The following is a 14,018-nucleotide window of genomic DNA, read 5'->3' as shown; positions in this document are numbered from 1 at the left end:
ATCTACCGATCCATCGCGGAGACACATGGGACCCGGCAACCGACCCCTGGACCTGGAATGGCTGGAGGATTTCCTCGCCCTGGCCGAGACGGGCAATTTCTCGCGTGCGGCCGAGGCCCGCGCCATTGCCCAGCCCGCCTTCAGCCGCCATATCCGCGCACTGGAAGACTGGGTGGGCGTGGAGCTGTTCGACCGCAGTGCCCATCCCGCGGCGCTCACGGCGGCAGGCCAGCGCTTTTTGCCGCTGCTCGAAACCATCCTGGCCAATCTGGAGGCCGCGCGCATCAAGGCCCGTGCTGCACATGACCTGGCGGCTGCCAGCCTGCGCTTTGCGGCCACGCACGTGCTCTCTCTCACGTTCTTTCCGCGCTGGCTGGTGGGCATGGAGGCACGCCTGCGGCTGGGGCCCATCCAGACCATGTCCGACAGCTCGCAGGCCTGCGAAGACCTGATGCTCCAGCGGCGTGTGCAGTTTGTGCTGTGCCATGGCCACGCCGAGGTGCCGGGGCGCCTGGACGAGGCGCAGTACCCCATGTGCCGCCTGGCGGACGACCGGCTGCTGCCAGTCAGTGCGCCGCAGCCCGGCGGCGCAGCAGGCCAGCCGTTGCATGCGCTGGGCCAGCAGGCCCCGGTGCCCGTGCTGGCCTACAGCGAGGCGTCGGGCCTGGGCCGCATCATGCGGGCCCGCATGCGCGGGGTGTTCGCTGACGGTGCTGACGGCCCGGTGGCGGTGGTTTTCACCGCGCACCACGCGGTGTTGCTCAAGACCCTGGCCCAGGAAGGGCGGGGCGTGGCCTGGCTGCCCGAAAGCCTGATTGCCGACGAGCTGCGCGCCGGCACGCTGGTGGCTGCCGGGGGCGCTGACTGGAACGTGCCGGTGCAGATCCGCCTGTACCGCCAGCGTGCCGAGATGTCGCCAGTGGCCGAGTCCTTGTGGGAACTGGCGGTGGCGCAGGTGGCACCGCAGGCCTGAGCGCTTGCCGTTCCCCTGGCTGGCAGCCGATTCTTAAAGGCCCAGGTCGCTCAGCCCCGGATGGTCGTCTGGCCGGCGCCCCAGCGGCCAGAAGAACAGCCGGTCTGCGGCCTGGATGGGGCGGTCGTTGATGCTGGCGTGGCGCACGGCCATCAGGCCTGCGTCGTTGAACTCCCAGTTCTCGTTGCCGTAGCTGCGGTACCACTGGCCTGCGTCGTCATGCCACTCGTAGGCAAACCGCACGGCGATGCGGTGGCCGCTGAACGCCCACAGCTCCTTGATGAGGCGGTAGTCCAGTTCGCGTGCCCACTTGCGCTCCAGCAGCTGCCGGGCGGCCTCGCGGCCCACGGGGAACTCGGCGCGGTTGCGCCAGCGCGTGTCCTCTGTGTAGGCCAGGGCCACGCGGGCAGGGTCGCGCGAGTTCCAGCCGTCTTCGGCCAGGCGCACTTTCTGGACGGCGGTGTGTTGGGTAAAGGGCGGCAAAGGCGGGCGTGTTTCCATGGGAACCTCGACGGTGAAGGGTTGATGTAGACAGGTCTGTCTACGTGTCATCATAAAGCCATGTAGACAGACTTGTCTACAATGAGCGAATGACCTTTGATCCTCTCCCTGTCGGCTGGCAAGACCTGCCCGCCCGAGACCGCCTGCTGCACACGGCGCACGCGCTGTTCTACCGGGATGGCATCCGCGCCACGGGCATCGACCGGGTGATTGCGGAGTCTGGCGTGACCAAGGTGACCTTCTACCGGCATTTCCCGAGCAAGAACGCGCTCATCTGTGCGTATCTGGAGTACCGGCACGCGGGCTGGATGAGCTGGTTCGCCGACGCGCTGCAGCGCCATGCGCACGCGCTGCCCTCAGGGGCGGATCGCACGCGGGCATTGGCGCCCGCGCTGGCGGAATGGTTGGGCAGCAAGCACTTTCGGGGCTGTGCGTTCATCAACAGCGTGAGCGAGCTGGGAGACACCGTGCCCGAGGTGCTGGAGATTGCGCAGCGCCACAAGCGCGACATGACGGCGTTGCTGGCTGCCTTGTTGTCAGCGCCTTCCCACCGTGCGGAGGACGCGCAGGCGCTGACCCTGGTGGTGGAGGGCGCCATCGTGCGCGCGCAGATGGGCGAACCTGTCGCCGCGGTGGTGGCCGCAGTGTCCCGCCTGACGGATGCGCTGGTGGCGGCGCCTCCTCAGCGCAAGGGGTGAGCCTGTCGGTCGATAGGAAAGATGGGAACGTTTCTGGCGGCCGCCCGCATGGTCAGTCCAGCCGTGCGCCTTGTGTGGCACCGTGGCGGGTGCGCTGGTCGTACTGCTTCTCGCGTGCCACGTGGTCCTGCAGCAGCCGGTGGCCCAGGGCATTGGCTTCGCGCTCCAGCGTGGCGCAGTCGGACGCTGCGGGCATCTGGCGGATGGCCTGGTCAATGGCCTGCGCTGCGTCGCGCCCGATCTGCACATGGCCTTGCTCGTGGTGGGACAGCGCCTGCAAATAGCGGTCAAAAACCGCCTGCTGCGACGGGCTGGCGGCCTGCAGGTCGGGCAGCTGCACTTCGGTGCGCAGCCGGGTGTTGACTTCGGTGATCGCACAGCGGCCCGAGGCTTCGCGCCACCAGCGGAAGGTCCAGCGCACGTTCCAGCGGGTGTAGCCATGAAAGCGCTGTCCACCCACCGAAATGGGGGTTGCAGCATGCAGGGCATCGCGCAGTGTCTCTCCGGGCTGGGCGCGCACCACGTAGGGCCGCTGGGTGCTTTCTTCCTCCACGGCCGCGTGTGCCCCACCCGCAGACAGCAGCAAGGCCACCACCCACCCCAGACACACGCAGGGTGGTGGCTCTGGCAACGCAGATGCGTTCAGTCGCCCCACGGCAGCATCAGCGTGAGGAGCGACAGCTGGTCGAACTCGGGCGCAAAGGCATCAATGATCTGCTGCGGCTCGGGGCACAGGGTGGTGTCCGTGATCACGCCAAACTGCACGCCGCCGCCGTAGCTGAGGATAGAGACCCCCAGCCCGATGTCACCCGACTGCGGCACCCAGAACATGCACTGCGTGACGCGTGCGCCGCACAGCGTGAGCTGCTCCTTGGGGCCGGGCACGTTGGTCATCACCGCCGTGGTCTTGCGGCCAAACAGGTTGAGCAGTGCGTCCTGCGCGGGCTTGATCATCAGGCCTGCCACGGCGAGCATGGCAAACGCCAGGATGGGCTGGGTGCTGCCCTTGAGCGCGTTCATGCGCTTGCGCACTTCGTACACGCGCTCGACGGGGTTGGCCACGCCAATCGGCAGCACCAGCGGCACCAGGCCAAAGCGGTTGCCCAGCTTCCAGGCCTCTTCCATGGGGCGCAGATTCACCGGGATCATCGCGCGGATCTCCTGGTCCGTGGGGTCGTCGCCCTGGCTGCGCAGGTAGCCGCCGATGGCGCCCGCCACACACGACAGCAGCACATCGTTGATGGAGCAGTTGAGCGCCTTGCCGATGGCCTTGACCTCTTCGAGCGGAATCGGCGGGCACCAGGCCACGCGCTTGGCGCTGCCGGGCTGGCCCTTCAGGCGCGTGGGGGAGTCGTCAGGCATCAGCGCCAATGCCGCCGCATCGCTGACGAGCTGGTAGGCCACGCGGGCCATGTCCATGGTGCCGGTCAGCCCGTGGTGCATGGCCTTTTCCGGGTCTCCCAGCATCTGCAACGACTTGGCGGCGCTGTCGCCCGCCAGGTCCAGTGCCTTGACGGTGAGGCCGGTGAAGGGTTTGATGAGTGCGTCGGCGATCCAGTCCTCGGCGGTGGCGGCTTCCTTGTCTGCCCGCGCCTTGCGCTTGGGGGGTTCCGAGCCGCCATCGACCAGCGACATGGTCACCGAGATGAGTGCAATGCCGTCGGCAATGCAGTGGTGGATGCGCACGATGAGCGCGCTGCCCTTCGCGCCGTCATCACCCACAAAGTCTTCGATCAGGTGCATTTGCCACAACGGGCGGCGTGTATCGAGCGGCTGCATGGCGAGTTCGCCCACGCGGTCCTGCAGTGCGCGCTGCATGCTGTGGCCTGTGCCGTGGGGCAGCTTTTCGCGCAGCACATGCGCAGCGATGTCGAAGTTGCGGTCCTCCACCCAGGTGGCGCCTGCGGCATCTTCCACCACCCGCTGGCGAAAGCGCGGGTACTGCAGCAGGCGCTGCTGCACGCGTTCGCACAAGGCCTCCCAGGTGATGCCGGGTGACAGGGTCCACACGCCGTTGATCATCATCAGGTTACTGTGCGAATCCATGCGCAGCCAGGCGGTATCGACCTTGCTCATGCGTTCGCCCGACAGGCCCAGCATGCCGGTGGCCGCGCGGCGCACGTTCTTCTGCACCACGGTGGCGGCCTTGCGGGCTGCGGGGGGCAGGGCCTGGGCGGCCTTGCGTGCCACCTCAGGCGCCTGGTCGCGCATGGTGCGCAGGGGGCTCGTGCTGAGGCCGGGGGCGGCTTTGCGGGGGGCTGGAATGCGGGTCACCATCAGATGTACACCTATTGTTTGATTTTTGGGGGCTTGCCTCTATGGATTGAGCGGCCCCGGGCCGTGCTCAGCCCGTAAGATACAACGCAGCAAACCCTTGCCGACACCGTTCTTTCCCTCCCCCCACACATCCCAAGGAGCACACCGACATGGCCGACCTCAATGCCACCTTCGAAGCAGCCGTGGCCAATTCCAAGAACCTGAGCGAGCGTCCCGACAACGCCACGCTGCTCAAGATCTACGCGCTGTACAAGCAAGCCACCGCCGGCGACAACACCGAGAAGAAGCCCAGCTTCTCCGATATGGTGGGCCGCGCCAAGTGGGACGCCTGGGAAAAGCTCAAGGGCACGGGTGCCGACGAGGCCAAGCAACAGTATGTGGACCTGATCACCTCGCTGAGCTGATACGGCGGTGACCCCCAAAGAAAAAGGCGACTTCGGTCGCCTTTTTCTTTGGGGGCAGAGGTGCCTAACGCTGGACCCACCCCTTGGGCAGCCCCGCTTCCGGCGTCATGCCGTAGACCGGCTCGCCCGGCAGCCCTGTCTGCAGCGGCACGCGGGCGGCCATCAGGCGCTCCACGTCCACCCCCGTGGCAATACCCATGGCTTCGAACATGAACACCAGGTCTTCGGTCACCACGTTGCCCGACGCGCCCGGTGCATAGGGGCAGCCGCCCAGGCCGCCCAGCGACGCATCAAAGGTGCGCACCCCCACGTCGTAGGCCGCCAGGCAGTTGGCCAGCCCCAGCCCGCGGGTGTTGTGCATGTGGGCCGCACCGGCCTTGGCACCCAGCTCGGCGCGCAGGCGCGTGAACAGGCGGCGCACCTGCGCCGGGTTGGCCATGCCGGTGGTGTCCGACAGGCCCACCTCGTCGGCGCCGGCCTCGGCGCACAGGCCTGCGAGCCAGATCACATCGTCCTCGGGCACCACGCCCTGCAGCGTGCAGCCAAAGGCAGTGGACAACCCCACCTCCACCAGCACGCCGGGCGCCAACTCATCACGCAGCTGTGCCACGGCGCGCACCTCCTCGACCATGGCCTCGCGCGTCTTGCGCACATTGGCCAGCGAATGGGCAGCACTGGCCGATACCGGCAGGGTGACCTTGTGCACCCCTGCTGCCAGCGCCGCCTCGGCGCCGCGCAGGTTGGGGGCCAGGGCCATCACGGTGATGCCAGGGTGGGTGAGCGCGTGCTGCACCACTTCGGCCACATCGGCCATCTGGGGCAGCAGGCGGGCGGGCACGAAGGAGCCGACTTCGATCTCGCGCAGGCCGGCCGCCACCAGGGCGTCGATCCAGCGCAACTTGTCGGCCGTGGGCATGGTGGCTTTGACGGACTGCAGGCCATCGCGCGGGCCGACTTCGCTGATGAGTACTTGGGGTTGCGTCATGGTGCTGGACGGAGGATGCCGCCGAGGATAGCGCGCTGGCGCTGCCAGAAGGTGCTCTGGGGCTTTTGAACAAAGTGGCAATTTGTGATGCCATACCGGCAAGCAGTCCAGCAATATGCAGCAGATTGGGCGATTCCCATTGTTTTGGCGCTTCGAGACACTGCTTGGAGCCGTATCCATTCCCATTCGGAGACAAGCGCCATGCCCTCAACCCATCCCTTTTCCACCCGCTACCTCAGTGCCACCGATGTCATCGACATGGTGCAGCGCAAGGGCGTCGAGGCCTGCCTGCTCGGCATTGCCGACTACATCCAGTCCGACTTTCTGCGCTGGGGCGCGTTCGACAAATCCGCACGTGTGGCCAGCCATTCGCGCGACGGCGTGATCGAACTCATGCCGATTGCCGACGACCAGACCTATGCGTTCAAGTACGTCAACGGCCATCCCAAGAACACGCGCTGGGGCTTGCCGACCGTGATGGCGTTTGGCGTGCTGGCCGATGTAGCCACCGGCGTGCCGCTGCTGCTGAGCGAACTCACCCTCACCACCGCCCTGCGCACCGCCGCCATGTCGGCCGTGGCCGCCCGCGCCCTGGCACGCCCCGGTGCGCGCACCATGGCGCTGATCGGTAACGGCGCCCAAAGCGAGTTCCAGGCGCTGGCCTTCCACCACCTGCTGGGCGTCACCACGCTGCGGCTGTTTGACACGGACCCGGCCGCCACCGCCAAGCTGCAGGCCAACCTGCAAGGCACGGGCCTGCGCACCGTGGTCTGCAACAGCACGGCCGAGGCCGTGCGTGGCGCCGATATCGTGACCACGGTGACGGCCGACAAGACCAATGCCACCATTCTCACGCCCGACATGCTGGTGCCCGGCATGCACATCAACGCTGTCGGCGGCGACTGCCCCGGCAAGACCGAGCTGCATGCCGACGTGTTGCGCCAGGCCCAGGTGTTTGTGGAATACACCCCGCAGACACGCATCGAAGGCGACATCCAGCAGTTGCCTGCCGACTTTGTGGTGACCGAGCTGTGGGAAGTGCTGGCAGGTCAGCACACCGGCCGGGCCAGCGATGCGGCGGTGACGGTGTTCGACTCCGTGGGTTTTGCGCTGGAGGACTTTTCTGCACTGCGATTCTTGCGCGATGCGGCCACCGAGCTGGGCATGGGCCAACCCATCGAACTCATCCCCCAGCTGTCAGACCCCAAGAACCTGTTTGGGCTGCTGCGCACGCACAACCCCCTGCTGCGCGCTGTGGCCTGACGCCCGCCCGGTCACGCCCTTTCAGTCTCGCCACACCACACTGCTCCCCGGGTCGGCGCGAGTGGTGCGGAAATGGTTGGCCGGGTGGGCGGTATCTGCCATGCCAAACGAGATGCCGCAGACGATGCTGCGGTCCTCACCAATGCCCAGCACCTCGCGAAGCACGCCGGGGTAGGACGCCAGCGCAGCCTGCGCGATGGAGCCCACGCCCAGGCTGTGCGCGGCCAGCATGAAGTTGCTCACGTACGCACCGCAGTCCACCGCACCATACACGCCCAGTGCCTCGTCGCTGGTGATGATGGCCACATGCGGTGCACCAAACATGGTGAAGTTCTGCGCCGCCTGACGGGCCGAGGCTTCGCGGTCGCCCTTGGCAATGCCCAGGGCTTCGTACAGGCCCCAGCCACATTCGCGCCGCCGCTCCTGGTACACGCCCCGGTATTCGCGCGGCCAGGGCAGGTCGGGCGCAGGGGCTGCGTTGGCCATGTGCGACTGCAGCGCGCCGCGCAGGCGCTCCAGCGTGGCGCCACTGGCGATGGTGAGCTGCCAGGGCTGCGCGTTGCACCACGATGCCGTGCGCTGCGCGGTGACCAGGATGGCTTCGATGGTGGCGCGCGATAGGGGTTCGGGCAGAAACGCGCGGCAGCTGTAGCGGGTGTGGAGCAGCGTGGAGAGGGTGTCGAATGCCGTGCTGTGGGTGGCAGAGTCCGTGGCGGTGGATGTCATGGTGATGGCATCGATAGCTATGCCTTCTTGGCTTTGGCGGCAGGTTTGGCCGCTGCCTTGGTACCCGGCTTGTCTGCCCCTGCCTCAGCCGCGTGCTTCTTCTTGTCGACAGCGGGCTTCTTGGCGCCGGGGTGAGGCGCATTGAGCAGGGCGTCGAGCTGCTCACCAATTTCGGCCTCGATGCGGTCCTTGAACGCGCCGAACAAAAAGCCCAGCTGCGCCTTCATCTCGAACTGGTGGGCATCCACCAGCAGCGTGCCCTTGACGCCCGAGCGGGTGAATGTAAGCAGGTCTTCCGTCTCGCCCTCTTCGTAGGTGCACTCCATGTCGAATTTTTCTTCGGCCTTTTCGGCCCAGGAGAAGGCGACCTTGCGGGCCTCCTTGAAGCCCAGGTGGTGGTCGCGGTGGATATGGATGTCAGGCACCGGGTGTCTCCTTGAGGTGTTGGGTATCAGATAGAAGGGCGCGCAGTGCCTCGTGCCGTTGTGGCTGGGGCTGTTGCGTCAGTTGCCGTACGGCATCATAAAACCGGGGCCAGTCGCGGCCCTCGCGTTCGAACAGGGCTTCGAACGCGGGCACCAGTTCATCGTAGGCAGCCTGGGCGGCAAAGCTGGCGTTGTTGGCTTGGGCCACCCAGCGGTCGTAGCCCGCCACCTGGGCGGTGGTGGCTTGGGGTGCCCCCCCGCTGGATGTGTTCAGCCATTGCGTGCGCAGGGCCGCGTAACCGGTGCGGAAAGCCTCCATTGCTTCACTTTTCATAGCTGCTAGCGCTTGATCATCCAGCGCTAGAGCCTCTTTTTGTCCATAAATGGCTGCCAGCCGAGCGCGGGTGGCGCGGGTCAGCGCGCGGAAGGCGCTGCGCCGTGCCTCGCTGGTGGCAAAGGCCTTGCGGGCCTCCGGGGTGGACTGGGTTGCCAGCCACTGCGCAACGCCGATGCGCTCCACCGCCGTGGCAAAGGACTCGTTGAACAAGGTGTCGTTCTTGGCATAGACCACCTGGTGCGCCAGCTCGTGGAACAGCAGGCGCACAAAGTCGCCCTCGGGCCAGGCGACAAAGGTGGAGAGCAACGGGTCGCCGCCCGCCCAGTTCATATAGCCCAACGTGGAATACGCGGGCACGCCATACACCTCCACTTCCAGCCCCTGGGCGGCCAGCTCCGCTGCCTCGGCTTGCGCGGCAGCCTCGGTAAAGTAGCCCCGGTAGCCAATGCAACCCGTCACCGGGAAGCACCAGGTGTGCAGCATCAGGGAGTACGGCGGCGCGGCCACCACGTTCCAGACGGCAGCGGGGCGTTTGAGGTCCGCATAGCGGCGGTAGCTGGCGTTGTCAGGCAGGCCCAGCTCGGCCACGGCAAAGGCGCGGGCGCGCTGCGCCAGTTGCAGCCGCTCGCGCAGGGCGGGGGGGATGTCGGTGCGGGCGATCCAGCGGTCGATGGGCTCGGCCGCCTGCATGATCTGCATGTGCCCCTGCACCGATTGCCAGTAGTAGCCCAGCATGCTGCTGGGGCCGGTGGTGCTGGCGCAGCCCGCCAAGGCAAGGCTGATCATGAGGGGAGATACGGCTCGCAGATGGGGGAGAAGCTGGCGCATGCGGGCAGTTTATGGGCAGATCGCGCGGGGCGTTTGAAGGGGTGTCAGCAGTGTGGCCGGTGCAGTTTCTAGAATGCAGCGCATGACCGCTGAATCCGCCCCTGACCTGCCTGCCGGCCTGTTTGCCGACGAGGCCGATTGCCCACGCTGCATCTGGTGCCAGGCCACGCCTTTCTATCGCCATTACCACGACCACGAGTGGGGGTTCCCCGTGGCGGACGACCGGCGGCTGTTCGAGAAGATCTGCCTGGAAGGCTTTCAGTCAGGCCTGAGCTGGCTCACCATCCTGAACAAGCGCGAGGGTTTTCGCGCCGCGTTCGCGAACTTCGACGCCGAGCAGGTCGCGGCCTTCGGCCCCGCCGAAGTCGAGCGCCTGGTGCAGGATGCGGCCATCGTGCGCCACCGGGGCAAGATCGAGTCCACCATCAACAACGCGCGCCGCGTGCTGGAGCTTAAGCGCGAATTCGGATCGCTGGCGCACTACGCCTGGCGCTACGAGCCGGCCGCTGCCGACCGGCCCGAGCGGCTCACGCGCGAAGTGGCGCGCACGCTGTCCACTTCGCCCGCATCCATTGCCATGTCCAAGGACCTGAAAAAGCGCGGCTGGAGCTTTGTGGGACCCACCACGGTGTACGCCTTCATGCAGGCGATGGGTCTGGTCAATGACCACCTGGAAGGCTGCCACTCGCGCCCCGCAGCGCTCGCGGCGCGGAAGGCGTTTGAGGTGCCGCGCGGCTGACCGATGGATTGATAGCTCGTTCAGGCCCGCGCCACGGGCCGCAGCAGCCACAGCGCTCCCAACGCGGCCAGGCCCAGCAGTGTGGTGAGCCACAGGGCAGCTGCCCCGGCGCTGTCCAGCAGCATGCCAAACAGCACCGGTGCAAAAGCCTGCGCCACGCGGGCGGGCACCATCATCAGGCCCTGGCGCGCGCCGTAGCCTGCTGGCCCAAACAGCACCAGTGGCAGCATGCCCTTGGCAATGGTCAGTATCCCGTTGCCTGCTCCGTGCAGCACGGTAAATACTGCGGCAGCAGGCCCGCCCAGCACCATCAGCAGGCCCGCGCCCACGGGGTGTGCGGCGGCAGCCAGCTGGGCCGACAGCAGCGGGTGCAGGCGGCGCAGAAAACCAAACTCCAGCAGGCGCGCCGCCACCTGTGCCGGGCCCACTAGCGCCGCCAGGGCCACTGCCGCCTGCAGCGATGTGCCACTGGCCTGCAGCAGGCGAGGCAGGTGGGCTGCCATGGCGGTGCTCGTGAACCAGGTGACCGCAAACACGAAGGACAGCAGCACGGTGGTGCGCAGCGGGTGGGCTGGAGTGGGCGGGGCGGATACGGCCGGTTCTGTGGTGGGCGCTGCGATGGCGTCCGTCGATGGTTCGGGGGCCTTGTCTGCGGCGTCGGCGCGTGGCAGCCAGCCATTGAGTGGAACGCCCACCAGCAAGTGCAATGCGGCCCAGCCCGCGCACGCTCCGCGCCAACCCCACTGCGTCTCCATCCAGGCCGACAGCGGCCAGCCCACGGTGCTGGCAAACCCCGCGATCAACGTGATGCCGGTGATGGCGCCGCGTGCGCCCTGGCCATACAGCCGCACCAGCGTGGCAAATGCGGCCTCGTACAGGCCCGACCCCATGGCCACGCCCATCAATACCCAGGCGGCAAACAGGCCCACCGGGCCTTGCGCCAGGGCCATGCCCACCAGAGCAGCTGCAAACAACAGGTTGGTGCCCACCAGCACCGGGCGGCCGCCATGGCGGTCGATGGCCCGGCCCGCGAAAGGCCCGAGCAGCGCCGACACGATGAGCGCCACGGAAAACGCCGCGAACACCGTGGGGGTGGCCACACCCAGGTCGCGCGCCATGGGCGCGGCCAGCATGGCAGGCAGGTAGTAGGACGAGGCCCAGGCCAGCGTCTGGGCCGTGCCCAGGCGCGCCACGGTCCAGCGTTGCGAGGCGGCGCTCATGCCGCGCGGTGGGCCATGGTGGAGGCGCGCGAGGTTGCCTCAGACACGCTGGCCCTGCGCGTTGATGACGACTTCGCCATCCTCCTTGGTGAAGGCACCTTGCTGCGGTGCGGGCAGGATGTCCAGCACTTTCTCGGACGGGCGGCACAGCCGCGTGCCCAGGGGCGTGACCACGATGGGGCGGTTGATGAGGATGGGGTGCTGCAGCATCGCGTCGATGAGCTGCGCGTCGGTGACGCCCGGTGCGTCCAGTTGCAGCTCGGTGAAGATCGCCTCCTTGGTGCGCACGGCGTTGATCACCGGCTCGCCCGTGGCGGCAATCAGCGCCACCAGCGTGGCGCGGTCGGGCGGGGCTTTCAGGTATTCGATGACCTCGGGCTCCAAGCCGCTGTTGCGGATCATGGCGAGGGTGTTGCGGGACGTGCCGCACTTGGGGTTGTGATAGATCGTGATGGTGGTCATGGCGTGCTGGAAAGGATGGGAGCGACGGGCGAAAGTTTGCCACTGCGCTGGGGCCAGCCCGGTAAATTTTCCAACGCGTTCAGCAGCCGCTGGCCCGCATCGCCCAGCGCTCCGTCGTTGTGCACCTCCAGGCTGGCCGCTCCCCGCGGCGGGCTGTAGGCCAGCGCGCGCTGCACCCGGGCCTCCACCTCTTCGCGCGTCTCGCGGCCGCGCGCCAGCAGACGTCCGCGCAGCACCTGCGGGCTGGCGGTGATGTGCACGGCCACCAGGTCTGGGAAGCGCGCCAGGGCCTCGGGCAGGTAGGCGCGCGAGCCATTGAGCAGCACCCAGTGACCCTGCGCCAGCGGCGCCAGTTGCGCATGCCGCACGCCGTAACCCAGGCCGTTGGCCTGCCAGTGCAGGGCAAAGGCGTGGTCGCTGCACAGCGCAACAAACGTTTGGGGCGAAACGCTTTCATGCACTTCGCCGGCAGACGTCGCGGCACGGCTGATGGTGCGCTGCGCCCAGTGCACGGGGCACGGGGTGGGCAGGTGTGTCCGTAACCAGTTCAGCAGGCTGTCCTTACCCGCACCCGAGGGGCCCATGCAGTAGACCAGCCGGCCCGCGGTCATGCGCCCATCTCCAGGTGATCCAGCAGCACAAAGTCAGCGCCGGGTGTGGGCTCTGCGAACAAGGCCAGGCTGTTGAACTTCAGCATGGGAAGGTCCGAGAAGAACTCCTGCGCGGCCTCGAACACCAGCGCCTGCGTCTGTTTGTCCACCTGCGCCAGGCTGCCGGTGAGCGACATGTGAAAGCGGAACTCGTCCAGCACAAAGGGGTAGCCCCATTGCTGCAGCAGCGCGTCCTGCCGGGCCGTGAGCCCCGCCGAGCGGCGCCGGGCGAGGTCCGCGTCGGACAAGGGTGCGGCCAAGGGCTGCAGCGCCGTCACGCAGGTGGCGGCTGTCTCCTGGATCTGCGCATTGGCGGGGTGCAACGCCGGGGGCACCAGCGCTAGAAAGTCGTCGATGCGCTGCACCTGCAGGGGCGGCAGCACAAAGGGTTGCAGACCGCGCGCCACGGACTGCACGGCCTGGTGCAGCGTGATCCAGTCGGTGCCGGGCGCCAGCGCAAACGGCGCCTTGAGCGTGGCGTGCCAGCCGTAGCGGCGGGGTGCCGCCGTAAGGCGGTGCAGGTCGTCCGCCGCCACGCCGTCGATGGCGAGCTGTTGCAGTGGCTGCAGCAGCGCAGCGCAGCGCCCCAGCCAGTGGCTGCCGGCGAGCCAGCCCAGGCTGCCCGGGTTGGGTGCGAAATAGACCGCATAGCGGTGGTGGGTGGGAGGCATGTCAGGCGTGTTCATCGTGGTCAATGGTCAGTTTCACGCGGTCGCCCGCAAACCAGGCGCGGGCCCATTCGATGGGCGTGCCCGCCAGGTCCACGTTCAGGCTCTCTACCTGCAGCACGGGGCGTGAGGTGGGCTGGCGCAACTGGGCAGCCACTTCGGCGCTCGGCAGCTCGGCGGTGATGCGGCTTTCGCGGCGGGTGTAGTCGGCCACGCCGTGGGCGGTGAAGCCTGCGGTGATGGAGCCTGTCTCGCGCACCACGGCCGCCAGGTTCTCGAAGCGCGGCAGGGGAAAGTAGCGCTCGCTGATGTGCAGGGGCTGGCCCTCGGCGTCGCCCCGAACGCGCAGCGCCAGCAGCGGGCTGCGCGCGGGCACTTGCAGCGCCTTCGCCAGCGCCGCCGTGGCGCGCGTGGTCTGGGCCTGCAGCACCACCAGGCTGCCGCGCAGCCCCGCCTGCGCCAGGCCCTGCTGGTGGCGCGTGCGCTTGCCCAGCACCAGGTCCACCGCAAAGTCTTCCACATAGGTGCCGCTGCCCTGCGTGATGCGCACTAGCCCCTGGCTGCACAGGCTGGCGAGCGAACGGCGGATGGTGTGGCGGTTCACGCCGAACTGCTCGGCCAGCGCGTGTTCCGAGGGCAGTCGCTGGCCTGGCGGATAGACACCGCTGCCGATGGCCTCGGCCAGCTCGGCGGCAATGCGCGTCCAGAAGCTGTCGCGCGCAGGGTGCAGTGGTGGTGCTTGCAGGACCTGCAACGGGGTCGTGAGAGAGGTGGTGCTGGCTGTCATGAAACCTACATGCGCGCTCTTTAAGCTGGCGCCAGTTGTTCAATTTGTCTATACAACTTTCAGGGTACCACTTCC

17 protein-coding genes are annotated in these 14,018 nt (G+C 67.6%); 5 read left to right on the top strand and 12 right to left on the bottom strand.

What is annotated here, in order from left to right:
- Positions 1-25: 25 nt before the first annotated feature.
- Complete coding sequence (locus tag ASC83_RS06995; RefSeq protein WP_056059791.1) at positions 26-973, top strand: LysR family transcriptional regulator; 948 nt, start codon at positions 26-28, stop codon at positions 971-973.
- A 33-nt stretch (positions 974-1,006) separates the two neighbouring features.
- Here ASC83_RS06995 and ASC83_RS06990 read toward each other — a convergent pair whose 3' ends face one another.
- Positions 1,007-1,474, bottom strand: a complete 468-nt coding sequence (locus ASC83_RS06990) for a nuclear transport factor 2 family protein (RefSeq protein ID WP_056059789.1) — start codon at positions 1,472-1,474, stop codon at positions 1,007-1,009.
- Between the two features lie 89 nt (positions 1,475-1,563).
- Between ASC83_RS06990 and ASC83_RS06985 the strand changes: the two genes are divergently transcribed.
- Positions 1,564-2,172: a TetR/AcrR family transcriptional regulator gene (locus ASC83_RS06985; RefSeq protein WP_056059787.1), complete on the top strand. Its 609-nt coding sequence runs from the start codon at positions 1,564-1,566 to the stop codon at positions 2,170-2,172.
- Positions 2,173-2,224: 52 nt separating this feature from the next.
- On the opposite strand, the gene ASC83_RS06980 is transcribed toward ASC83_RS06985, so the two are convergent.
- Together ASC83_RS06980 and ASC83_RS06975 are read right to left on the bottom strand one after the other, a co-directional pair.
- The gene (locus ASC83_RS06980) at positions 2,225-2,782 is read right to left on the bottom strand and encodes a DUF922 domain-containing Zn-dependent protease (RefSeq protein ID WP_056059785.1); all 558 of its coding nucleotides are present in this window, start codon (positions 2,780-2,782) and stop codon (positions 2,225-2,227) included.
- A gap of 32 nt (positions 2,783-2,814) precedes the next feature.
- Positions 2,815-4,449, bottom strand: coding sequence for a wax ester/triacylglycerol synthase family O-acyltransferase (locus ASC83_RS06975; protein ID WP_056059783.1), 1,635 nt, complete (start codon positions 4,447-4,449; stop codon positions 2,815-2,817).
- Positions 4,450-4,598: 149 nt separating this feature from the next.
- Here ASC83_RS06975 and ASC83_RS06970 point away from each other — a divergent pair, with 149 nt between their 5' ends.
- Positions 4,599-4,853, top strand: a complete 255-nt coding sequence (locus ASC83_RS06970; RefSeq protein WP_055397012.1) for an acyl-CoA-binding protein — start codon at positions 4,599-4,601, stop codon at positions 4,851-4,853.
- Between the two features lie 64 nt (positions 4,854-4,917).
- On the opposite strand, the gene ASC83_RS06965 is transcribed toward ASC83_RS06970, so the two are convergent.
- Entirely contained in the window at positions 4,918-5,838 is a 921-nt protein-coding gene (locus ASC83_RS06965; RefSeq protein WP_056059781.1) for a hydroxymethylglutaryl-CoA lyase, read from the bottom strand.
- 201 nt (positions 5,839-6,039) lie between these two features.
- Here ASC83_RS06965 and ASC83_RS06960 point away from each other — a divergent pair, with 201 nt between their 5' ends.
- Positions 6,040-7,101, top strand: a complete 1,062-nt coding sequence (locus tag ASC83_RS06960) for an ornithine cyclodeaminase (protein WP_056059779.1) — start codon at positions 6,040-6,042, stop codon at positions 7,099-7,101.
- Positions 7,102-7,122: 21 nt separating this feature from the next.
- On the opposite strand, the gene ASC83_RS06955 is transcribed toward ASC83_RS06960, so the two are convergent.
- The 3 genes from ASC83_RS06955 to ASC83_RS06945 are packed head-to-tail and all read right to left on the bottom strand — an operon-like array spanning position 7,123 to position 9,417.
- Positions 7,123-7,827, bottom strand: coding sequence for a nitroreductase (locus tag ASC83_RS06955; RefSeq protein ID WP_056059777.1), 705 nt, complete (start codon positions 7,825-7,827; stop codon positions 7,123-7,125).
- A gap of 17 nt (positions 7,828-7,844) precedes the next feature.
- Positions 7,845-8,252, bottom strand: coding sequence for a polyhydroxyalkanoic acid system family protein (locus ASC83_RS06950; RefSeq protein ID WP_056059775.1), 408 nt, complete (start codon positions 8,250-8,252; stop codon positions 7,845-7,847).
- The gene (locus tag ASC83_RS06945; protein WP_056059774.1) at positions 8,245-9,417 is read right to left on the bottom strand and encodes an aminopeptidase; all 1,173 of its coding nucleotides are present in this window, start codon (positions 9,415-9,417) and stop codon (positions 8,245-8,247) included. Before ASC83_RS06945 ends, ASC83_RS06950 begins: the two co-directional genes overlap by 8 nt.
- Before the next feature lie 73 nt (positions 9,418-9,490).
- Between ASC83_RS06945 and ASC83_RS06940 the strand changes: the two genes are divergently transcribed.
- Entirely contained in the window at positions 9,491-10,156 is a 666-nt protein-coding gene (locus tag ASC83_RS06940) for a DNA-3-methyladenine glycosylase I (protein WP_056059772.1), read from the top strand.
- 20 nt (positions 10,157-10,176) lie between these two features.
- Here the strand turns inward: ASC83_RS06940 and ASC83_RS06935 are convergent, their stop codons facing one another.
- The 5 genes from ASC83_RS06935 to phnF are packed head-to-tail and all read right to left on the bottom strand — an operon-like array spanning position 10,177 to position 13,943.
- A complete protein-coding gene (locus ASC83_RS06935) occupies positions 10,177-11,376 on the bottom strand; it encodes an MFS transporter (RefSeq protein WP_056059770.1) in 1,200 nt (399 codons plus the stop codon).
- A gap of 39 nt (positions 11,377-11,415) precedes the next feature.
- The gene (gene arsC, locus ASC83_RS06930) at positions 11,416-11,838 is read right to left on the bottom strand and encodes an arsenate reductase (glutaredoxin) (RefSeq protein ID WP_056059768.1); all 423 of its coding nucleotides are present in this window, start codon (positions 11,836-11,838) and stop codon (positions 11,416-11,418) included.
- On the bottom strand, positions 11,835-12,449 hold the full coding sequence (phnN, locus tag ASC83_RS06925) for a phosphonate metabolism protein/1,5-bisphosphokinase (PRPP-forming) PhnN (protein ID WP_056059765.1): 615 nt from the start codon (positions 12,447-12,449) through the stop codon (positions 11,835-11,837). The genes arsC and phnN overlap by 4 nt, the downstream gene beginning before the upstream one ends.
- Positions 12,446-13,174: a DUF1045 domain-containing protein gene (locus ASC83_RS06920; RefSeq protein ID WP_056059763.1), complete on the bottom strand. Its 729-nt coding sequence runs from the start codon at positions 13,172-13,174 to the stop codon at positions 12,446-12,448. The genes phnN and ASC83_RS06920 overlap by 4 nt, the downstream gene beginning before the upstream one ends.
- On the bottom strand, positions 13,161-13,943 hold the full coding sequence (gene phnF / locus ASC83_RS06915; protein WP_156379449.1) for a phosphonate metabolism transcriptional regulator PhnF: 783 nt from the start codon (positions 13,941-13,943) through the stop codon (positions 13,161-13,163). The genes ASC83_RS06920 and phnF overlap by 14 nt, the downstream gene beginning before the upstream one ends.
- Positions 13,944-14,018 lie beyond the last annotated feature (75 nt).

The organism is Acidovorax sp. Root402, from assembly GCF_001425125.1.
Classification (GTDB): domain Bacteria; phylum Pseudomonadota; class Gammaproteobacteria; order Burkholderiales; family Burkholderiaceae_C; genus Acidovorax; species Acidovorax delafieldii.
Note: the sequence above shows the minus strand (reverse complement) of the source record. Positions and strands in the feature narration are given on the sequence as shown.